This is a genomic window from Desulfovibrio sp. X2, from assembly GCF_000422205.1.
In the GTDB taxonomy this organism is placed as follows: Bacteria; Desulfobacterota; Desulfovibrionia; order Desulfovibrionales; family Desulfovibrionaceae; genus Alkalidesulfovibrio.
Map to the genome: position 1 here is coordinate 138117 of NZ_ATHV01000001.1, position 18564 is coordinate 156680.

An 18564-nucleotide genomic window follows, 5' to 3' on the forward strand; every position below is an offset into this window, starting at 1 on the left:
CGCGGGGATCAGATGGCCTTGACCGGGCCGAACTGGCCCTGCTGCACGGCGCGCGCAGCAGCGTCCAGGATGCCGTTGACGAAGTTCGGGGAGTTGCCGTCGCCGAACTCCTTGGCCAGCTCCACGGCCTCGTTGATGGAGACCTTGAGCGGGATGTCCGGCATGTGGAGCATCTCGTACAGGGCCAGGCGCAGAATGGTCAGCTCGATGCGCGCGATGCGGCTGATCTTCCAGTGCTGGGAGAAGCTGCCGATGGCCTCGTCGAGGTCGGCCATGCTCGAGTAGACGCCGCGCACCAGCTCCCAGGCGAAGGCGCGGTCCTTCTCGGCCAGCTCCTCGGCCTCGCCGGGCAGCTGCTCGGGGTCCACGAAGGCCGGGCTCACGGCGAAGAGCTTCTCGAGCCCCTCGAGGGAGTGTCCGGTGGGAAACGTCAGACCGTACAGGGTCTGGAAGGCCTTCAACCGGGCCAGTCGCCTGGCGCCGCCTTTCTTGGACATCTAGATCTGCTCCAGGACGCGGACGAGTTCGAGCGCCGCGGCTGCGGCCTCCACGCCCTTGTTGCCGGCCTTGGAGCCGCTGCGCTCGATGGCCTGTTCGATGGAATCGCAGGTCAGTACGCCGAAGCCGACCGGCACGCCGTGCTCGAGGGAGACGTGGGCCATGCCCTTGGTGCACTCGGCGGCCACGTAGTCGAAGTGCGGGGTGGAGCCGCGGATCACGGCGCCCAGGCAGATGATGGCGTCGTAGCCGCCCTTCTGCGCGAGGCGCTTGGCCGTGAGCGGGATCTCGAAGGCCCCGGGCACGCGCAACAGGGTGATCTTCTCCTTGTCGCCGCCGTGGCGCACGAGGTAGTCCACGGCGCCGCCGACGAGCTTGTCGACCACGAAATCGTTGAAGCGAGCGGCCACGATGGCGAAGGAAAGGCCCTTGGCGTCGAGCTGGCCCTCGATGGTCTTCAGGTGCAGCATGATTTACTCCCCGTTGCTTTTCAGGTGCAGAAGGTGGCCCATCTTGTCCTTCTTGGTCATCAGATACCCCAGGTTCTGCGCGCAGGGCTCGCACTCGATGGGCACGCGCTCCACGACCTCGAGGCCGTAGCCCTGAAGTCCGACCATCTTCTTGGGGTTGTTGGTCATGAGACGCATCTTGGTGACGCCGAGCGCCACGAGGATCTGGGCGCCCACGCCGTAGTCGCGCAGGTCCGCCGGGAAGCCGAGCTTCTGGTTGGCCTCCACGGTGTCCATGCCCTGGTCCTGCAGATGGTAGGCCTTGATCTTGTTGGCCAGGCCGATGCCGCGGCCCTCCTGGCGCATGTACAGGACCACGCCCTTGCCCTCGTGCTCGATCATGCGCATGGCCGCCTGGAGCTGGCCGCCGCAGTCGCAGCGCTGGCTGCCGAAGACGTCGCCGGTCAGGCATTCGGAGTGCACGCGCACGAGCACCGGCTCGCCGGGCTTGATGTCGCCCTTGACCAGGGCGATGTGCGTGCGGCCGTCCGAGGAGGAGTCGAAGGCCTTGATGGTGAATTCGCCGCCGTGGCAGGTGGGCAGCAGGGCCTCGCCGCTCTTGACCACCGTGTACTGGCCGAAGCGCAGGCGGTAGGCGATGAGGTCGGCGATGGTCGCGATCTTGATGTCGTGCTTCTTGGCGAACTCGACGAGGTCCGGCATGCGGGCCATGTTGCCGTCGTCGCGCATGACCTCGCAGATCACGGCCGCGGGCTTCAGCCCCGCGAGCATGGCCAGGTCCACCGAGCCCTCGGTCTGGCCGGTGCGCACGAGCACGCCGCCCTCGCGGGCGCGCAGGGGGAAGATGTGGCCCGGGGAGACGATGTCCTCGGGCTGTACGTCGTCGGCCACGGCGGTGAGGATGGTCGTCGCGCGGTCATAGGCCGAGATGCCGGTGGTCACGCCTTTTCGCGCCTCGATGGAGACGGTGAAGTTGGTGCCGAAGCCGGATTCGTTCTTCTTGGCCATGAGCGGCAGGTTCAGCCTGTCCACCCACTCGGGCGAGAGCGAGAGGCAGATGAGTCCGCGGCCGTGCGTGGCCATGAAGTTGATGATCTCGGGGGTGACCTTTTCGGCGGCCACTGTCAGGTCGCCTTCGTTCTCCCGGTCCTCGTCGTCCACGAGGATGATCATCCGCCCCTGGCGGATTTCCTCGATGGCCTCCTCGGGGGAGCAGAGGGGATAGTCTTTCGTGCTCATTGTCGGCTCCAAAAATCCGTGGCCGATCTGGCGGCCGTACGGCGGGCGAAAACCTTACACGGATTCGCCCCGCTTTGAAAGTGGCGCGGCCGGGACGCCCCCGGACGCGCACGGAAAAACGGTCGCGCGGCTCAGAAGCCGTGCTCGCGCAAGAACGCCTCGCTCAGGCCGCCCGACGGCTTGCCCGAGGACTTGTCCGAAGACTGGCCCGAAGACCGGCCGGAGGCCCCGGCCGCCTTGGCCGCGAAGGGGCCGACCATCCTGGCGACGTACTTGCCGATGATGTCGACCTCCATGTTCGCCCGGTAGCCGGGCTGCCAGCGGGAGATGGTCGTGACCCGCTGCGTGTCGGGGATGATGTTCACGGACAGGAAGTCCGCCCCGCACTCGTTGATCGTCAGGCTGATGCCGTCCAGGGCCACGGAGCCCTTCTCGACCACGTAGATGCCGAGCTCGGCCGGAAAGGACAGCACGTAGCGCCGCGATTCGCCCGCGGGCGCGGTTTCCGTGACCTCGGCCAGGCAGTCCACATGGCCGCTGACCATGTGGCCGCCCAGGCGGTCGCCCAGCGCCAGGGCGCGCTCGAGGTTCACCGTGTCGCCCGCGCGGAGCTTGCCGAGGTTGGTGCGCGACAGGGTCTCGCCCGAGGCGTAGGCCGCGAACGAGGCGCCCGAGACGCTCTCCACCGAAAGGCAGGCCCCGTTCACGGCGATGGATTCGCCGAGCACGTAGTCCGAAAGATCGAAGAGGGGGCGGATCTGGAAGCGCGTTTCCGCGCCGCGCCGCTGCGCGGCCTCCACGCGCCCCTGCCCCTGCACGAGTCCGGTGAACATCAGAGCGCCTCCTTGTGGGCAAGATCGTGCGCGGCAAACGTCTGCGGGCGAAGCGTCAGCATCATGTCCTCGCCGGACGGCTCGGCCCCGCAGAAGCGCAAGCGCAGGGCGCCCGCCATGCAGGGCGCGTCGCCTGCGTCCCCGGCGCCTTCGGGCGCGAAGCCGCCGCAGAAGGCGGGCACGGCGCAGGCGTCGCCGAGCACGCGGGGCGAGAGGAAGAGGCGCGTCTCGTCGGCCAGGCCCTGGCCGGCCAGGGAATAGGCCAGGCGGCCGCCGCCCTCGCACAGGGCGTAGTGCACGCCGCATTCGGAAAAGAGCCGTTCGAGTCCGCTCCGAAGCGCGAGGCCACGCGGCCCCTCGGGCAGCCCCCAGACCCGCACCTGGCTGGCCGCAAGCGCCTTGGCCGCGTCGCTTCGCGCGGCCTCCTCCGAGGTCCAGAAGATCAGCTCGCGATGGCGGTGCATGAGCAGCCAGTGGCGCTCCTCGTCCGGCCAGGGGAGCCTCCTCGTGACCACAACGGCCAGCGGCTGGGGGGCGTCGGGCCTGCGGTCCGGCTGGCGGCAGGTGAGCCTCGGGTTGTCCGCGCGCAGCGTGCCCCCGCCCACGATGACCGCCCCTGCGAGCGCGCGCAGGGCCTGGACCCGGGCGTGCGACTCAGGGCCGCTCACGGCCTCGGGCTCCGCCCTGCTGCCCCGTGCCGCGATGCGGCCGTCCAGCGTCTCGGCGAGCTTCAGGATGCAGTAGGCGCGGTGCTCGAGCTGCCAGGCCAGGAAGTCCGCGATCAGGTCCCGGCACTCCTGTCCGAGCACGCCCATGTCCACCGTGACGCCCCTCGAACGCAGAAATTCGCCGCCGCCGCCCGCCACGCGCGGGTTCGGGTCCGCCGCGCCCACGAAGACGCGCCTGATCCCGGCCTCGAGCACCGCCTCGGTGCAGGGCGGGGTCTTGCCGTGGTGGTTGCAGGGCTCGAGCGTCACGTAGAGGTCGCAGGCGGCCGTGTCCACGCCCCTGGCCCGCGCGTCGGCGATGGCCTCGCGCTCGGCGTGCGGCTTGCCGTGGGCCGTGTGCCAGCCGCGGGCGACGATCTCGCCGTCTTGGACCAGCACGGCGCCCACGCAGGGGTTGGGCGCCGTCGCGCCCAGGCCCTGCCGGGCGAGCCGCACGGCCTCGGCCATGAAGCGCTCGCGCCCGGCAATGTCCGGGTCGGCTTCGGCTCGGGGGCCTTGCTCAGGAGTCGGCACAGGGCAGCTCCTCGAAGACGATGCCCGACTCGAGGATCATCTCGCGGGAGAGCTCGTCCGGGTAGCTCTGGCTGAAATAGATCTCGCGCACGCCCACGTTGATGAGCATCTTGGTGCAGATGAGGCAGGGCTGGGTGGTGCAGTAGATGGCCGCGCCGTCGATGCTGATGCCGTGGCGGGCGGCCTGGACGATGACGTTCTGCTCGGCGTGCAGGGCGCGGCAGAGCTCGTGGCGCTCGCCCGACGGCACCTTCAGCTTCTCGCGCAGGCAGCCGATGTCCAGGCAGTGGGCCAGGCCCGAGGGCGCGCCGTTGTAGCCCGTGGCCAGGATGCGGCGGTCCTTGACCGCGACCGCGCCCACCTTGCGGCGCAGGCAGGTGCTGCGCTCGGCCACGATGAAGGCGATCTTCATGAAATACTGGGGCCAGGGCAACCTGCTGTCCATGTCACGTACTCCGATGAACCTGTTTCCGGCCGCGCCGTCGTCCGGGGGCGGGCCGTGCGTCGTGCGGGAGGGCGCTGCCGCACGCCCCGGGCCTCAGGCGGTCCCGGGGCGGGCGGCGGACGCCTCTGCCGCGTCTACCACGCGAAGAGCGGGAACTGGCGGGCGAAGGCCTCGACCTCGGCGCTGATCTGGGAAAGCCGGGTCTCGTTGGTCGTGTTCTCGAGCGCCGTGACGATCCAGGCCGCGACCTTCTGCATGTCGTCTTCGTTCATGCCGCGGGTGGACAGCGCCGCCGTGCCCATGCGCACGCCCGACGTCACGAAGGGCGAGCGGGTCTCGAAGGGCACGGTGTTCTTGTTCACCGTCATGCCCGCCTTGTCGAGCGCGATCTCCGCGTCCTTGCCCGTGATGTCCTTGTCGCGCAGGTCCATGAGCAGCAGGTGGTTGTCCGTGCCGCCGGAGACGAGCTTGTAGCCCGCGTCGGTCAGGGCCTTGGCCAGCACGGCGCAGTTCTTCACGACCTGGTTCTGGTAGACCTTGAACTCGGGGCGCAGCGCCTCGCCGAAGGCCACGGCCTTGGCCGCGATGACGTGCATCAGCGGTCCGCCCTGGATGCCCGGGAAGATGTTGGAATTGAGCGGCTTCATGTTCTCGTCCTCGGAGAGGATGAGGCCGCCGCGCGGGCCGCGCAGGGTCTTGTGGGTCGTGGAGGTGGTGAAGTGGGCGTGGCCGATGGGGGTCGGGTGCAGCCCGGCCGCGACGAGGCCCGCGATGTGGGCCATGTCCACCATGAGCATGGCGCCCACCTCGTCTGCGATGGCGCGGAAGCGGGGGAAGTCGATGATGCGCGGATAGGCCGAGGCGCCCGCGACGATGAGCTTGGGCTTGTGTTCCTTGGCCAGGGCCAGGACCTGGTCGTAGTCGATGGTCTGCGTCTCGGGGTCCACGCCGTAGAAGACGACGTTGTAGAGCTTGCCCGAGAAGTTCACGGGCGAGCCGTGGGTCAGGTGGCCGCCGTGCGAGAGGTCCATGCCCATGATCGTGTCGCCGGGCGTAAGCGTGGCGAAGTACACGCCCATGTTGGCCTGGGAGCCGGAGTGGGGCTGGACGTTCGAGTAGGTGCAGCCGAAGATGCGCTTCACGCGCTCGTTGGCCAGGTCCTCGGCGATGTCCACGTACTCGCAGCCGCCGTAGTAGCGCTTGTGGGCGTAGCCCTCGGCGTACTTGTGGGTCAGGACCGAGCCCTGCGCCTGGCGCACGGCCGTGGAGGTGAAGTTCTCCGAGGCGATGAGCTCGAGCTTGCCCATCTGCCGACCGCACTCGAGCTCGATGGCCCGGGCCAGCTCGGGATCGCGCATGATCAGTTCTTCCATGGCTGCACCTCTTTCACAGATCCGCAATCGGTCGCGGGTTGTCGAAACAGTCGCGGGGCGCCGAAGCGCCCCGTGCACGCGGAGCTATTCCGCGAATTTCTTGTAGATGATGCTGCAGTTCGTGCCGCCGAAGCCGAAGGAGTTGCAGAGCACGGTGTTCATGTCCTGCTTGCGCGGGCCGTCGGCCAGGCAGTCGAGGTCCAGTTCGGCGTCCGGGTTCACCAGGTTGGCCGTGCCCGGGGCCGTGCCCTCGATCAGGCTCATGATCGAGAAGACGCTCTCGATGGCGCCGGCCGCGCCCAGGCAGTGGCCGATCTGCGACTTGTTGGCCGCGATGGTCAGCTTCTTGGCGTGGTCGCCGAAGACCGTGCGCAGCGCCCTGATCTCGCACATGTCGCCCGCCGGGGTGGAGGTGGCGTGGGCGTTCACGTGGTCGATGGCCTCGGGCGCCATCCTGGCCTCGCGCAGCGCGGCGCGCATGGCCAGGGCCATGCCGGAGCCGTCCTCGGGCGGCGCGGCCATGTGGTAGGCGTCGCCGGACGCGCCGTAGCCCGCGATCTCGCAGTAGATGTGCGCGCCGCGGGCGCGGGCGTGCTCCAGGGACTCGAGGATCAGGATGCCGCTGCCCTCGCCCATGACGAAGCCGTCGCGGTCGCGGTCGAAGGGACGCGAGGCGTGCAGCGGGTCGGCGTTGTTCGTGGACAGCGCCTTCATGGCGTTGAAGCCGCCCACGGCCATGGGGGTGATCGTGGACTCGGAGCCGCCCGCGATGGCCATGTCGGCGCGGCCGAGCAGGATGTCCGTGTAGGCCACGCCTATGCCGTGCAGCCCGGAGGCGCAGGCCGAGGTGGTGCAGATGTTGGGGCCGCGCGCGCCGGTGGCGATGGAGACCTGGCCGGCGGCCATGTTGGCGATGAGGATGGGGATCATGAACGGGTTGATGCGGCCCGGCCCCTTCTCCAGCATGGTGGCGTGGTTGTCCTCCAGGGTGCGCAGGCCGCCCAGCCCCACGCCGATGATCACGGCCGTGCGCTCGGCGAGCTCGCCCGTGAGCGCCGGAAGGCCCGCGTCCCGCAGGGCGAGCTGGCTGGCGTACATGGCGTAGCGCGTGAAGGGCTCGAGCCTGCGCGCGCTCTTCTTGTCCAGGAACTCCGAATCGTCGAAGTCCTGCACCTCGCACGCGAAGGTCGTGTCGGTGGGAAACCTCTCCACATCGTAGCGGGTGATGGGGCCTGCCCCCTTCTTCCCGGCCAGCAGGTTCTCCCAGCTGGTCTTCACGTCGTTGCCCAGGGGCGAGACCGCGCCCAGGCCGGTTACGACAACACGCTGCATCGTGGATCCTCTCTTGTCCCGTTTCCAGAAAAATGGACGAGCGTCCTACGGCGTTTCAGCCATAAGACGCCCAGTGCCGGATCGAAGCGGGAAGCGCTGCTTACTGCTTGGACGAGATGTAGTCGACGGCGTCCTGCACCTTGATCAGCTTCTGGGCTTCCTCGTCGTCGATCTCGATGTCGAACTCCTCTTCCATGGCCATGATCAGCTCGGTGAGGTCCAGGGAATCGGCGCCCAGATCGTCAACGAACTTGGCCTCGGGCTTCACTTCGTCCTCGGAAACGCCCAACTGGTCGACGATGATGGATTTGACTTTTGCTTCGACGGACATTTTCATTCCTCCAGGGGTATGCTTGTGCGCTTGTTGGTTGCGGCGTGGTAGCCGAACAATGTTACATGTACATGCCGCCGTTCACGGAAAGAACCTGTCCCGTGATGTAGGCGGCGGCGTCGGAGGCCAGGAAGGAGACGGCCTCGGCGACGTCCTCCGCGGAGCCGAACCGGCCCAGCGGGATGCCCTTCAGCATGGATTCCTTCAGCTCGGGCGGAAGATCGCGGGTCATGTCGGTCTCGATGAAGCCCGGGGCCACGCAGTTCACGGTCACGCCGCGCGAGCCGAGCTCCTTGGCCGCGGTCTTGGTCAGGCCGATGAGGCCCGCCTTGGAGGCCACGTAGTTGGCCTGGCCCGGGTTGCCCATCAGCCCCACGATGGACGCCACGTTCACGATGCGGCCGCCGCGGCGCTTGGACAGCAGCTTGGCCGCCTCGCGCAGGCCCGTGAAGGCGCCCTTCAGGTTGACGTCGAGGACACGGTCGAAGTCCTCGTCCTTCATGCGGATGAGGAGGCCGTCCTTGGTGATGCCCGCGTTGTTCACGAGCACGTGCAGGGGTTCGTCCTTGAGGTCCTTGAAAAACTGGGTGATGGCCGCGCGGTCGCCGACGTCCAGCGCCACGGCCTTGGCCGTGCCGCCCGCCTTCTCGATCTCGCGCACGGTCTCGTCGGCGAGCTCCGGCTTGCTCACGTAGGTCAGGACGACCTCGAAGCCGTCCCTGGCGAGCGCCAGTGCGCAGGCCTTGCCGATGCCGCGGGAGCCGCCGGTGACTACGGCGATGCGTCGCGTGGTTTCCATGCTCTTCTCGCTTGGCAAAGTCGGGAATATGTAGCCCAAGAAGCCTTGGACTGCAAATTAAAAGCGAACCAGGGACGCGCCCCAGGTGAAGCCGCCGCCGAAGGCCGTGAGCAGCACCAGGGAGCCCTCCGTGATGCGGCCCTGCTGCCTGGCCTCGGCCAGGGCGATGGGCACCGAGGCGGCCGAGGTGTTGCCGTAGCGGTCCACGTTGATGAACACGCGCTCCGCGGCCACGCCGAGCTTGCGCCCCACGGCCTCGATGATCCGGCTGTTGGCCTGGTGGGGGATGAGCAGGTCCACGTCGTCCACGGACAGCCCGTTGCGCGCGAGGATGTCCTTGCACACGGACTCCATGCTGCGCACGGCGAGCTTGAAGACGTCCTGGCCCTTCATGCGGATGTAGTGGCTGGGGCCGACCACCTGGCCCGTGGCGTAGGGCTCGGACGAGGCGCCGCCCGAGATGACCAGGAGATCCGCGCCCGAGCCGTCGGAGCAGAGCAGGCTGTCCAGGATGCGGCCTGCGGGCCTGCCGCTTCCGGTCCCGGGGGCCGGCTCGCCGGAGATGATCACCGCGCCCGCGCCGTCGCCGAAGAGGACGCAGGTGGTGCGGTCCTCCCAGTTGGTGCGGCTGGTCAGGATCTCCGCGCCCACGAGCAGGATCTTGGCCTCGGGCTTCAGCGCCACGATGGCCCGCGCCTGCTCGAGGCCGTAGAGGAAGCCGGAGCAGGCGGCGTTCAGGTCCATGGCGATGCGGTGCGTGAGGCCCAGCTTGGCCTGCACGAGGCAGGAGCAGGCGGGCGTGTAGCAGTCGGGCGTGACCGTGGCGACCAGGATGTGGGTCAGCTCCTCGGCCTCCATGCCCGCGTCGGCCAGGGCCTTCTTCGCGGCCGCGGCGGCGAGGTCGGAGGCCGCCTCGCCCTTGGCGGCGATGTGGCGCTCCTTGATGCCGGTGCGGCTCGTGATCCACTCGTCGGAGGTCTCGACGATCTTTTCCAGGTCGGCGTTGGTCAGGATGCGGTCGGGGACGTGAAAGCCCGTGCCCCGGATGTAGGCGTTGGTCATGCTCATGATCGTATCTGCTCGGGATCAGGCCCCGCTGCCGTTGGCGGCCTTGCCGCGCGTGAAGCGCGTCAGGTCGCAGTTCTGGGAAAGGGTCGCGGCCATGGCCTGGTTGGCCTTGCTGGCCACGAAATTGGCCGCCATGTCCACCGCGTTCATGATGGCCTTGGCATTGGACGAGCCGTGGCAGACGATGGTGATGGCCGAGAGCCCCAGCAGGGGGGCTCCGCCGTATTCGGCATAGTCCAGAAGGCGCCTGAAGCGGCGCAGCGCGCCGATGGAGAACATCGTGCCGACCTTGGAGAAGAAGCCGGAGGTCAGCTCGCGTTTGAGCAGGCGGCCGAGCGAATGGGCCAGCCCCTCGGAAAGTTTGAGGCAGACGTTGCCCACGAAGCCGTCGCAGACCACGATGTCCGTGTCGCCCTTGAAGATGTCGCGGCCTTCCACGTTGCCCACGAAGTTCAGGGAGGAGCCGCGCAGCATGCGGTAGGCCTCCTGGACCTGCGTGGTGCCCTTGCCTTCCTCCTCGCCGATGGACAGAAGACCCACGCGCGGGCGCTCGAAGCCGAGCACGTTGCGGCACAGGGCGTCGGCCATGATGCCGAACTGGAAGAGGTGGAAGGCCTTGACGTCGGTGTTGGCGCCCACGTCCACGAGGACCATGGGCTTCTTTTCCGTGGGCATGATGGAGGCCAGCCCAGGGCGGTCCACCCCGGGCAGGCGGCCCAGGATGAACATGCCGCAGGCCAGGGTGGCGCCGGTGTGCCCGGCGCTGACCACGCCGTCGGCGTGGCCCTCCTTGACCAGACGGCAGGCCACGACGATGGAGGCGTCCTTCTTGCGGCGCACCACGTCGGTGGGCTTGTCGGTCATCTCCGCCATCTGCGTGGCGTGCACGACCTCGATGGCCAGGCCGGAGACGTCCATCTTCTCCAGCTCGGCCTCTATGCGTGCGGAATCACCCACCAGGACCAGGCGGATGTTCCTGTGGCGCGCGGCCTCGATCGCTCCGGGCAGGACCACGGAGGGACCGAAATCGCCGCCCATGGCGTCGACGGCTATGCGCGGGGCCGCCTGGGCGGCCCCGGTCGACGACTCGGTCGTGCTATTCGTCATCGCCCTTGGTGAGCATCTGGCGGCCCTTGTAGGTACCGCAAGAGGCACACACGGTGTGCGACACGACAGGCTCGCCACAAGAGCAGTAGACCACGTTGGGGGTGGCGACCTTGTCGTGGGAACGGCGCATACCCTTGCGGGCCTTGGAAGTGCGTTTCTTGGGAACTGCCATGGTTACTCTCCTTAATATAAAGACGCTTCGGCCGGGGATTCTCCCCTGCCGCGTATCGCCTAGTGGCGTCGTACCTTGAGCCCGCGAAGCACGGACAGGCGCGGATCGCCCTCGTCCGGGCCGCAGTCGCAGGGCCCCTCGTTCAAATCCTTGCCGCAGTGCGGACAGATTCCCTTGCAGCCACGGCTGCACAGGGTCTTGACCGGCAGGTCGAGCAGGAAGTGCTGCCAGACGAGCCCGGCGGCGTCGATCTCGAGCATCCCGCGTTCGTTGCGCAGCACGTTTTCGCCCGGGGCCAGCTCCTCGTCCTCCAGGTCCTCGAAGCCCTCGAAATGCACGTCGACGGCGTGTTCCACGTCGGCGGCGCACCTGTCGCAGGTGAGGATCACGGAGCCCGTGAGCGAGCCCTCCACGAGGCAGCCCGTGCTTCCGGCCTCCTGCACGCGCACGTGCAGAACGGCCCGAAGCGGCTTGCCCGGCCGGACCTGCATCCCGTGCTCGGCCCAGAATGCCTCCCAGAGGCTCTGGTCGTCCAGCACGATTTCCCTGACCTCATCGGGGTCACGGGGAAGTTCAATCCATAGTTCAGGCATAGTCCCTCGCGAAGAAAGGGGAACCTAGGAGCAACCGTCGTCCTTGTCAAGAAAAAAGCCTTGCCATTTTTCAGCGGAGCAGCTAAGGAGCTTGGTCTTCGCGCCCAAACGGGGGCGCGGGAGACTTTCGGGAACCATCCGCCGTCGCGCACAAGGCCGACGGCGCGGATATACAGGAGGACAGGGCCATGGGCAAGGAATGCTACATCTGCGGCAAGAAGCGCCAGACCGGGCAGAACGTTTCCCACTCGAACATCAAGACCAAGCGCGTCTTCAACGCCAACCTGCAGAAGGTCAAGGTCGTGCTCGAGAGCGGCGAGGTGTGCACCAGGAACGTCTGCACCTCCTGCATCCGTTCCGGCTTCGTGACCAAGCCCACGGTCAGCACCGCCGAGTAGGCGGCCCGGACGGGCAGAGCCCGCCCGGCCGACCGTGCACGTTCCCGTACACGCGCCGCTTCCCATGCGGCGCTTCGGCCCCAGGGGCCGAAAAGGCGGGGAGGAAAGGAACTCTTTCCTCCCCGCGCCTTTTTTCGCGCGCGTCTGACGGCGCATCCCTTCCCCCCGTTTTTCCAGCTTCTCTGACATCCCCCCGGCGCACCCCGATGCCTCCAGAACCGGCGCCGCAGGCCCCTGCGGCCTCGTGCGCGACTCGTGTGTGCGCCGTCCATGCGTCCTTTTCTCCTTCCTCCCTTTCCCGTCTTCCCGTCCCGGTCGAAAAGGGCGCAAAAAAAAGGCGGGGAGGGCCGAAGCCCTCCCCGCCCGGGGATGCTCTTGCGAGCCGCTGCGCCTACTGCTTGGCGGGCGCTTCGGGCTTGGCCTCGGGGGCCTTCTGCGGGGCGGCGGCCTCGGGAGCGGCGGCCTTGGGCTGCTCGCCCAGGTCCTTCTCGGCCGGGGCGGCGGCCTCGGGCTTGGTCTCGGGCTCGGCCTTGGGGGTGACGTCGATGTTCATGGCGTCCATGGCGGCGACGATGGCCTTGGTCGCGTCGGCCTCGGGAGAGACGGCCAGGGCCTGGTCCTTGACCAGGATCACGTCCAGGCCGTTCTTGGCGCGGTAGTCCTCCACGGCCTTCTCGAAGGAGGACTGCAGGATGCCCATGATCCGGGACTGCTCGCGGTTGATCTCCATGCGCGCCTGGCCCAGGGCCTGCTGGAAGACGTCCAGCTTGTCCTTGGCCTTGTCGTCGCCCATGTCGGACTGCATCTTCTTGAGCTTGTCGGTCAGCTCGTTGCTCTTGGCGCGCAGGATGTCCATGCCCTTCTTGCCGGCCTGGCACTCGGTCAGCACCTTCTCGGCATCGACGACGGCCACGCGGGGCTTGCCCGAATCCTTGCAGGCGGCCAGGCCGAGCAGGGCCAGGCACAGGGCGACGGTCAGCAGGGTCTTCATCTTCATAAGCTTCTTCGTCCTCATTCGTCGTTTTCCCCGGCCGCGGCCTTCAGGGCGTCCATGACTTCATAGTCCGTGAAGTCGAAGCGCAGGGGGGTTAAAGTGATATGGCCGTCGCTGAGCAGCGCCCGGTCCGTGTCAGGCGAGAGCAGCTCCGGCGGGATGACGCCGGCCAGCCAGAAATATTCGCGTCCGCGCGGGTCGGTACGACGCTCGTACCAGTCGCGGTAGGCGGCGCGCGTGTGGCGGCAGATGCGGAGACCCTTGGACTCGGAGACGGCGCAGGCCGGGAAGTTCAGGTTCAGCACGCAGCCGCGCGGAACGATGCTCCAGTCCGTGGTCGAGACGAAGCGCGCTGCCCATTCGGCCTGGGCGGCGAGGTCGTCGGGATTGTAGTTGTCGTAGGAGACGGCCAGGGCCGGGATGCCGGTGAGCGCTCCCTCGGTGGCCGCGGAGACCGTGCCCGAGTAGAGGATGTCGACCCCGCAGTTGGCTCCGGCGTTGATCCCGGAGACGACCACGTCGGGCGCCGCCTCGCACAGGGAGGAGAGGCCGAGCTTCACGCAGTCCGCGGGCGTGCCGGAGACGCCGGAGCCGCGGAAGCCGTTTTCCTTGAAAGTCTTCACGCGCAGCGGCATGGACAGGGTCACGGCGTGTCCCACTGCGGACATCTCGGAGATGGGGGCCACGCAGGCCACCTCATGGCCGGCGGCGACGAGCGCCTTGTGCAGGGCGCGCAGGCCCACGGCCTGGATGCCGTCGTCGTTGGTCAGAAGAATGCGCATCGATAATCCTCGGGGTCGTCCTCGGGGCGGTCCTCGCGCGGGATCGCGCGGGATTTTCCCGATCGTTTGCCGGAATCGCGACCCGGCGCGTTTCAACCGCGATCGGGCCACGGCTTACCCGGGTCGCCTGCATTTGACAAGGGCCGCCCATTCGGGGCACTTCACCATTGCCCGCGCCCGCGTGCAAATACTACCCCTTAGGGCAGCCGCCGGAGTTTCGCAAGCGAATGACCCAAAAGACCGCCTTCGTCCAGGACCTGGCCCCGGGCCAGAACGTCGCCGACCTCTTCGTCATCGCGGAGGCCAAGCAGGCCACGTCGCGCAACGGTCCCTACTGGAGCCTGACGCTCTCCGACCGCAGCGGCCGCGTGGAGGCCAAGGTCTGGAGCCCGCTGGCCCAGACCTGCCCGCCGCTCGCCGGGGGACAGGTGGCCCGGGTCGCGGGGAGCGTGGAGACGTATCGCGACAAGCCGCAGATCGTGGTGCGCGAGATCGAGCTCGTGGAAGGGGAGCTGCAGCACGCGGAGCTGGCCGCGCTCCTGCCCGTGAGCGCCGTGCCGCCCGAGGAGCTTCTGCGCCGGCTCGAGGATCTCCTGCAGGCGGGGCTCGCGCACAAGCCCTGGCGCAGGCTCTGCTCCCTGCTCCTGAACGACGACGAGGTGCGCGCCCGCCTGCTGGCCGCGCCGGGCGCCAAGTCCATCCACCACGCCTACCAGGGCGGGCTGCTCGAACACACCCTGGCCGTGTGCCGCATCTGCCACGCGGCGGCCGCGCTCTATCCCCATCTCGACGGCGAGGTCCTGCTCGTGGCCGCGGCCCTGCACGACCTGGGCAAGGCCTGGGAGCTCGCCGGAGGGCTGGCCCAGGACTTCACGGACGAGGGGCGGCTGCTCGGCCACATCCAGATCGGGGTCGAGAAGCTCGAGCCCTTCCTGCGCAAGGCCAGGCTCGAGCCCGAGCTGGCGCTGCATCTGAAGCACATGATCCTGGCGCACCACGGCGAGCTGGCCTACGGCTCGCCCAAGCGGCCCAAGACCGCCGAGGCCGTGGTGCTGCACTTCGCCGACCAGATGGACTCCAAGCTCGGCACCTTCGCGTCGGCCTTCGACGCCGAGGCCCCGGACGGCTCCTGGTCGCCCTACGTGCGCTCGCTCGAGCGCTTTCTCTACCGGCCCGCGCCCACGCCGAAGGCCCAGTCCAAGAACGACAACAAGGAACCCACGCAATGTTTGTTACCTTTGAAGGCATAGAAGGCACCGGCAAGTCCACCCAGATCTCTCTGCTGCGCGAGTGGCTCTTGGCCAAGGGCCGGGAGGTCCTGACCACGCGCGAGCCGGGCGGCTCCCGCCTGGGCGGCGAACTGCGCCGCATCCTTCTGTCCATGGAGAGCATCGACCTCACGGGGCAGGCCGAGCTCTTCCTCTACCTCGCGGACCGCGCCCAGCACGTGGCCCGGATCATCCGGCCCGCGCTCGACGAGGGCAAGGTCGTGCTCTCCGACCGCTTCGCGGACTCCACCGTGGTCTACCAGGGCTACGGCCGGGGCCTGGACCCGCGCCTGCTGCACACCTTCAACGACGTGGCGGTCTCCGGGCTCTGGCCGGACCTGACCATCCTCCTCGACATGGACGCCGAGGCGGGGCTTCGCCGCGCGCTCGGCCGCAACCTGCGCGAGGGCGTGCAGAACACCGAGGGCCGCTTCGAGGCCGAGGACATCGACTTCCACAACCGCGTGCGCGAGGGCTATCTGGCCTGGGCGGCGCTGCATGCCGAGCGCTTCCGGGTGGTGGACGCCTCCCTCTCCCCGGAGGAGGTCTTCGCCCACATCCGCGAGCACGTGGAAATGTTCCTGGAAGCGTAGGCGGGGAAGGGCAGGCGGGCGCTCCCCGTCCCCCCTTCCTTGCGCACCCGCCATGCGCACCAGCCGCCCGCCCGGGGTCGGCCCGCGAGGCCGTCCCGGCGGGCGACGTCATTCCCGGCCCGCCGGGCCTTCCCGCCTGACCCGGGGTATCTCCGCTTTTCTTCCGCCGCCTTGCCACTGCCGCGCGCCTGTGGCATCATCCGGGCTAGCCTCGGCACCATCTTCGTCGCCGTCGGTTCACATCGTCCAGAGTCGTCATCGGGAGGAATCGTCCAATGCGCAGGATCGGCTGCACCGTCGCCCGCCACGGCGGCAGGGCGTTTCGCATCGTGGACTGCACCGAGCCCTCGGGCCCCGGCGACAGGCCGGGCGTGAACAGGCCCGCCCCGTCATGATTTCCAGCCCCTCCCGTCCCCGCACATCGCGCCTCGCGCACCGGCTCCCCGGCAGCCTGCCGGACGTCGCGGCCTTCCTCGTCCTCGCAGGACTCCTGGTCTGGCTCTTCCTGCGCGGCTCGGAGAACCTCGGCTACCACTGGCAGTGGTACGCCGTGCCCCGCTATCTCGTGAACTTCACGGATTCCGGCCCCGCGGCCGGGCTTCTGCTGCAGGGGCTGTGGCTCACGCTCGCCGTCTCGGCCCTGGCCCTGCCGCTGACCTTCGCCCTGGGGCTCTGCTCCTGCCTCCTGGCGCTCTCCCCGTCCTTCACCGGCCGCGTCGTCGCCCGCGGCTACCTGGAGACGATCCGCAACACGCCGCTGCTCATCCAGATATTCGTCGTCTACTTCGTGCTCGCGCCGCTCCTGGACATGGACCGTTTCTGGGCCGGGGTGCTGGCCCTGGCCCTGTTCGAGGGGGCCTACGCCTCGGAGATCATGCGCGGCGGCATCCTCTCGCTGCCGCGCGGGCAGTGGGAGGCCGCGCACAGCCTGGGCCTCTCCACGCTGCAGACGTATTCGCGCGTGATCCTGCCCCAGGCCCTGCGCCGCGTGCTGCCGCCGCTCACCGGGCAGGCCGTCTCCCTGGTCAAGGACTCGGCGCTGCTCTCCACCATCTCCATCTTCGAGCTGACCCTGCGGGCGCAGCAGGTGGTCTCGGACACCTTCATGACCTTCGAGATCTGGTTCACCACGGCCGCGCTCTACCTGGCCGTCACCTTCACCCTGTCCGCCGCCTCGAGGACGCTCGAGAGGCGGCTGCGTGCGACGGCCTGAGGAGTCGGCGAGGATGACCCTGCTCATGGAAAACCAGCCGTCCCGTCCGGACGTCGCCTGTCCCGGGTCCAAGGCCCTGGGCGCCGAGATCGTGGCCGTGCGCGGGCTCGTGAAGACCTTTCCGAGCGGCGTGAAGGCCCTGGACGACGTCTCGCTCTGCGTGCGCAAGGGCGAGGTGGTGGTGGTCATCGGCCCCTCGGGCTCGGGCAAGTCCACGCTGCTTCGCTGCATCAACGGGCTCGAGGAGCCGGATGCGGGGGAGGTGGTGGTGGACGGCGTGCGCCTTCCCGGACCGCGGAAGAACCGCGACCGCATCCGCACCGAGGTGGGCATGGTCTTCCAGCAGTTCAACCTCTTCCCGCACATGACCGTGCTCGAGAACGTCTGCCTGGCCCCCACCCTGGTGCGCGGCAAGTCCCGCGCCGAGGCCGCGGAGGAGGGGCGCGGGCTGCTTTCCCGCGTGGGCCTCTCGGACAAGGTGGACGCCTACCCGGCGCATCTCTCGGGCGGCCAGCAGCAGCGCGTGGCCATCGCCCGCGCCCTGGCCATGCGGCCCGGGGTCATGCTCTTCGACGAGGCCACCTCGGCCCTGGACCCGGAGGTCATCGGCGAGGTGCTCGAGGTCATGCGCGGCCTCGCGGCCGAGGGCATGACCATGGTCGTGGTCACGCACGAGATGGGCTTCGCCCGCGAGGCCGGGGACCGCGTGGTGTTCATGGACCAGGGCAGGGTGGTGGAGGAGGCGGCCGCGGCCGACTTCTTCCTGGCCCCGCGCGAGGAGCGCACGCGAAGGTTCCTGAGCCAGATCCTCTGAGAACGGACAGACACTGACGCGCGCTCCGGACGGCCGGGCGCGCCCGGCATCATCGGCTCATCAGCATCATCGGCATACGGCGCCGACAAAGGAGACAGCCTCATGACCACCGGCAAACGGTTTCCCCCCCTCTCCCGCCTCGGGGCCCCGCTTCTGGCCCTGGCCCTGGTTTTGATCATGGGGCTCGCCTCGGCCCTGCCCGCCCCGGCCGCCAGCGTGCGCCAGGACCTGGCCGCCGAGAGCACCATGGAGCAGGTGCTGCGCCGCGGCACGCTGCGCGTGGGCATGGACACCTTCGAGCCCTGGGCCATGAAGGACAAGGACGGCAACTACATCGGCTTCGAGATCGACGTGGCCCGCCGCCTGGCTTCCGACCTGGGCGTCAAGCTCGAGCTCGTGCCCACGCAGTGGGACGGCATCATCCCGGCGCTCCTGACCGGCAAGTTCGACGTCATCATCGGCGGCATGTCGATCCGCGTCGACCGCGCCAAGAAGGTCAACTTCACCATCCCCTACAACTACACGGGCATGTCCATCGTGGCCAACAAGGAGAAGCTGCCGGGCAAGAGCAAGCTCACGGACTTCGACTCGCCCGACGTGACCATCGCCGCGCGCGCGGGCACCACCGCGGCCAAGGCCGTGGAGAAGATTCTGCCGAGGGCCAAGCTGCTGCTCTTCGCCGAGGAGCCGCAGGCCGTGCAGGAGGTGCTCTCCGGCCGGGCGCAGGCCTTCGCCTCCATGGCGCCCAAGCCCGCCTTCGAGGCCGTGGCCCATCCGGACAAGCTCTACCTGCCGTTCTCCGGCACCTTCACGCGCGAGCCCAATGCCATGGCCGTGCGCAAGGGCGACCCCGACACCCTGAACGTGCTCGACTCGTGGATCAGGGCCGTGGACGCCGAGGGCTGGTTCACGGAGCGCTTCCACTACTGGTTCGAGACCCGGGACTGGGCCAAGCAGCTGCCGCAGTAGCCGCGCGCGCCGCCCGGGCCCTGGGTCCGGGC

22 protein-coding genes are annotated in these 18564 nt (G+C 68.6%); 6 read left to right on the top strand and 16 right to left on the bottom strand.

Going from position 1 to position 18564, the window contains the following annotated elements:
- Window positions 1-8: 8 nt before the first annotated feature.
- The 14 genes from nusB to DSX2_RS00670 form a co-directional block, all read right to left on the bottom strand.
- A complete protein-coding gene (nusB, locus tag DSX2_RS00605; protein ID WP_020879078.1) occupies window positions 9-497 on the bottom strand; it encodes a transcription antitermination factor NusB in 489 nt (162 codons plus the stop codon).
- Window positions 498-968, bottom strand: a complete 471-nt coding sequence (gene ribE / locus DSX2_RS00610) for a 6,7-dimethyl-8-ribityllumazine synthase (RefSeq protein ID WP_020879079.1) — start codon at window positions 966-968, stop codon at window positions 498-500.
- Between the two features lie 3 nt (window positions 969-971).
- Entirely contained in the window at window positions 972-2207 is a 1236-nt protein-coding gene (locus DSX2_RS00615; protein ID WP_020879080.1) for a bifunctional 3,4-dihydroxy-2-butanone-4-phosphate synthase/GTP cyclohydrolase II, read from the bottom strand.
- Between the two features lie 131 nt (window positions 2208-2338).
- Window positions 2339-3040 (bottom strand): riboflavin synthase, encoded by a 702-nt coding sequence (locus tag DSX2_RS00620; RefSeq protein WP_020879081.1) that lies wholly within the window; start codon window positions 3038-3040, stop codon window positions 2339-2341.
- Window positions 3040-4281 (bottom strand): bifunctional diaminohydroxyphosphoribosylaminopyrimidine deaminase/5-amino-6-(5-phosphoribosylamino)uracil reductase RibD, encoded by a 1242-nt coding sequence (gene ribD, locus DSX2_RS00625; protein ID WP_328285321.1) that lies wholly within the window; start codon window positions 4279-4281, stop codon window positions 3040-3042. The genes DSX2_RS00620 and ribD overlap by 1 nt, the downstream gene beginning before the upstream one ends.
- Window positions 4268-4726: a cytidine/deoxycytidylate deaminase family protein gene (locus DSX2_RS00630; RefSeq protein ID WP_020879083.1), complete on the bottom strand. Its 459-nt coding sequence runs from the start codon at window positions 4724-4726 to the stop codon at window positions 4268-4270. Before DSX2_RS00630 ends, ribD begins: the two co-directional genes overlap by 14 nt.
- A gap of 134 nt (window positions 4727-4860) precedes the next feature.
- Window positions 4861-6099, bottom strand: coding sequence for a serine hydroxymethyltransferase (gene glyA, locus DSX2_RS00635; RefSeq protein ID WP_020879084.1), 1239 nt, complete (start codon window positions 6097-6099; stop codon window positions 4861-4863).
- An 84-nt stretch (window positions 6100-6183) separates the two neighbouring features.
- The gene (gene fabF / locus DSX2_RS00640) at window positions 6184-7431 is read right to left on the bottom strand and encodes a beta-ketoacyl-ACP synthase II (protein ID WP_020879085.1); all 1248 of its coding nucleotides are present in this window, start codon (window positions 7429-7431) and stop codon (window positions 6184-6186) included.
- 100 nt (window positions 7432-7531) lie between these two features.
- Window positions 7532-7762 carry an acyl carrier protein gene (gene acpP, locus DSX2_RS00645; protein WP_020879086.1) on the bottom strand — a complete coding sequence of 77 codons (231 nt, stop codon included), beginning with the start codon at window positions 7760-7762 and terminating at the stop codon, window positions 7532-7534.
- A 61-nt stretch (window positions 7763-7823) separates the two neighbouring features.
- On the bottom strand, window positions 7824-8561 hold the full coding sequence (gene fabG / locus DSX2_RS00650; RefSeq protein WP_020879087.1) for a 3-oxoacyl-[acyl-carrier-protein] reductase: 738 nt from the start codon (window positions 8559-8561) through the stop codon (window positions 7824-7826).
- Window positions 8562-8618: 57 nt separating this feature from the next.
- The gene (locus DSX2_RS00655) at window positions 8619-9623 is read right to left on the bottom strand and encodes a beta-ketoacyl-ACP synthase III (protein WP_035039977.1); all 1005 of its coding nucleotides are present in this window, start codon (window positions 9621-9623) and stop codon (window positions 8619-8621) included.
- 24 nt (window positions 9624-9647) lie between these two features.
- Window positions 9648-10736 (bottom strand): phosphate acyltransferase PlsX, encoded by a 1089-nt coding sequence (gene plsX / locus DSX2_RS00660; protein ID WP_020879089.1) that lies wholly within the window; start codon window positions 10734-10736, stop codon window positions 9648-9650.
- Window positions 10726-10908 carry a 50S ribosomal protein L32 gene (gene rpmF / locus DSX2_RS00665; RefSeq protein WP_020879090.1) on the bottom strand — a complete coding sequence of 61 codons (183 nt, stop codon included), beginning with the start codon at window positions 10906-10908 and terminating at the stop codon, window positions 10726-10728. Before rpmF ends, plsX begins: the two co-directional genes overlap by 11 nt.
- 59 nt (window positions 10909-10967) lie before the next feature.
- Complete coding sequence (locus tag DSX2_RS00670) at window positions 10968-11447, bottom strand: DUF177 domain-containing protein (RefSeq protein WP_236615051.1); 480 nt, start codon at window positions 11445-11447, stop codon at window positions 10968-10970.
- A gap of 242 nt (window positions 11448-11689) precedes the next feature.
- On the opposite strand from DSX2_RS00670, the gene rpmB reads away from it, so the two are divergent.
- Window positions 11690-11899, top strand: coding sequence for a 50S ribosomal protein L28 (rpmB, locus tag DSX2_RS00675; RefSeq protein ID WP_020879092.1), 210 nt, complete (start codon window positions 11690-11692; stop codon window positions 11897-11899).
- A 391-nt stretch (window positions 11900-12290) separates the two neighbouring features.
- On the opposite strand, the gene DSX2_RS00680 is transcribed toward rpmB, so the two are convergent.
- Together DSX2_RS00680 and surE are read right to left on the bottom strand one after the other, a co-directional pair.
- A complete protein-coding gene (locus DSX2_RS00680; protein WP_020879093.1) occupies window positions 12291-12896 on the bottom strand; it encodes an OmpH family outer membrane protein in 606 nt (201 codons plus the stop codon).
- A 14-nt stretch (window positions 12897-12910) separates the two neighbouring features.
- Entirely contained in the window at window positions 12911-13675 is a 765-nt protein-coding gene (gene surE / locus DSX2_RS00685) for a 5'/3'-nucleotidase SurE (RefSeq protein WP_020879094.1), read from the bottom strand.
- 227 nt (window positions 13676-13902) lie between these two features.
- Here surE and DSX2_RS00690 point away from each other — a divergent pair, with 227 nt between their 5' ends.
- From DSX2_RS00690 to DSX2_RS00710, 5 genes are all read left to right on the top strand, one after another.
- Entirely contained in the window at window positions 13903-14925 is a 1023-nt protein-coding gene (locus DSX2_RS00690) for a 3'-5' exoribonuclease YhaM family protein (RefSeq protein ID WP_020879095.1), read from the top strand.
- On the top strand, window positions 14901-15536 hold the full coding sequence (gene tmk, locus DSX2_RS00695; protein ID WP_020879096.1) for a dTMP kinase: 636 nt from the start codon (window positions 14901-14903) through the stop codon (window positions 15534-15536). The genes DSX2_RS00690 and tmk overlap by 25 nt, the downstream gene beginning before the upstream one ends.
- 391 nt (window positions 15537-15927) lie before the next feature.
- Window positions 15928-16749, top strand: a complete 822-nt coding sequence (locus DSX2_RS00700; protein WP_020879098.1) for an amino acid ABC transporter permease — start codon at window positions 15928-15930, stop codon at window positions 16747-16749.
- An 88-nt stretch (window positions 16750-16837) separates the two neighbouring features.
- Window positions 16838-17563 (top strand): amino acid ABC transporter ATP-binding protein, encoded by a 726-nt coding sequence (locus DSX2_RS00705; protein WP_035039980.1) that lies wholly within the window; start codon window positions 16838-16840, stop codon window positions 17561-17563.
- A gap of 102 nt (window positions 17564-17665) precedes the next feature.
- Window positions 17666-18532: a transporter substrate-binding domain-containing protein gene (locus tag DSX2_RS00710; RefSeq protein WP_020879100.1), complete on the top strand. Its 867-nt coding sequence runs from the start codon at window positions 17666-17668 to the stop codon at window positions 18530-18532.
- The last annotated feature ends 32 nt before the right edge of the window (window positions 18533-18564 follow it).

What these genes read in the sequence shown, in the direction of transcription:
- nusB (WP_020879078.1), bottom strand. Translation starts at nt 497, where the DNA reads ATGTCCAAGAAAGGCGGCGCCAGGCGACTGGCCCGGTTGAAGGCCTTC.
- ribE (WP_020879079.1), bottom strand. Translation starts at nt 968, where the DNA reads ATGCTGCACCTGAAGACCATCGAGGGCCAGCTCGACGCCAAGGGCCTT.
- DSX2_RS00615 (WP_020879080.1), bottom strand. Translation starts at nt 2,207, where the DNA reads ATGAGCACGAAAGACTATCCCCTCTGCTCCCCCGAGGAGGCCATCGAG.
- DSX2_RS00620 (WP_020879081.1), bottom strand. Translation starts at nt 3,040, where the DNA reads ATGTTCACCGGACTCGTGCAGGGGCAGGGGCGCGTGGAGGCCGCGCAG.
- DSX2_RS00630 (WP_020879083.1), bottom strand. Translation starts at nt 4,726, where the DNA reads ATGGACAGCAGGTTGCCCTGGCCCCAGTATTTCATGAAGATCGCCTTC.
- glyA (WP_020879084.1), bottom strand. Translation starts at nt 6,099, where the DNA reads ATGGAAGAACTGATCATGCGCGATCCCGAGCTGGCCCGGGCCATCGAG.
- fabF (WP_020879085.1), bottom strand. Translation starts at nt 7,431, where the DNA reads ATGCAGCGTGTTGTCGTAACCGGCCTGGGCGCGGTCTCGCCCCTGGGC.
- acpP (WP_020879086.1), bottom strand. Translation starts at nt 7,762, where the DNA reads ATGTCCGTCGAAGCAAAAGTCAAATCCATCATCGTCGACCAGTTGGGC.
- fabG (WP_020879087.1), bottom strand. Translation starts at nt 8,561, where the DNA reads ATGGAAACCACGCGACGCATCGCCGTAGTCACCGGCGGCTCCCGCGGC.
- DSX2_RS00655 (WP_035039977.1), bottom strand. Translation starts at nt 9,623, where the DNA reads ATGACCAACGCCTACATCCGGGGCACGGGCTTTCACGTCCCCGACCGC.
- plsX (WP_020879089.1), bottom strand. Translation starts at nt 10,736, where the DNA reads ATGACGAATAGCACGACCGAGTCGTCGACCGGGGCCGCCCAGGCGGCC.
- rpmF (WP_020879090.1), bottom strand. Translation starts at nt 10,908, where the DNA reads ATGGCAGTTCCCAAGAAACGCACTTCCAAGGCCCGCAAGGGTATGCGC.
- rpmB (WP_020879092.1), top strand. Translation starts at nt 11,690, where the DNA reads ATGGGCAAGGAATGCTACATCTGCGGCAAGAAGCGCCAGACCGGGCAG.
- DSX2_RS00680 (WP_020879093.1), bottom strand. Translation starts at nt 12,896, where the DNA reads ATGAAGATGAAGACCCTGCTGACCGTCGCCCTGTGCCTGGCCCTGCTC.
- surE (WP_020879094.1), bottom strand. Translation starts at nt 13,675, where the DNA reads ATGCGCATTCTTCTGACCAACGACGACGGCATCCAGGCCGTGGGCCTG.
- DSX2_RS00690 (WP_020879095.1), top strand. Translation starts at nt 13,903, where the DNA reads ATGACCCAAAAGACCGCCTTCGTCCAGGACCTGGCCCCGGGCCAGAAC.
- tmk (WP_020879096.1), top strand. Translation starts at nt 14,901, where the DNA reads ATGTTTGTTACCTTTGAAGGCATAGAAGGCACCGGCAAGTCCACCCAG.
- DSX2_RS00700 (WP_020879098.1), top strand. Translation starts at nt 15,928, where the DNA reads ATGATTTCCAGCCCCTCCCGTCCCCGCACATCGCGCCTCGCGCACCGG.
- DSX2_RS00710 (WP_020879100.1), top strand. Translation starts at nt 17,666, where the DNA reads ATGACCACCGGCAAACGGTTTCCCCCCCTCTCCCGCCTCGGGGCCCCG.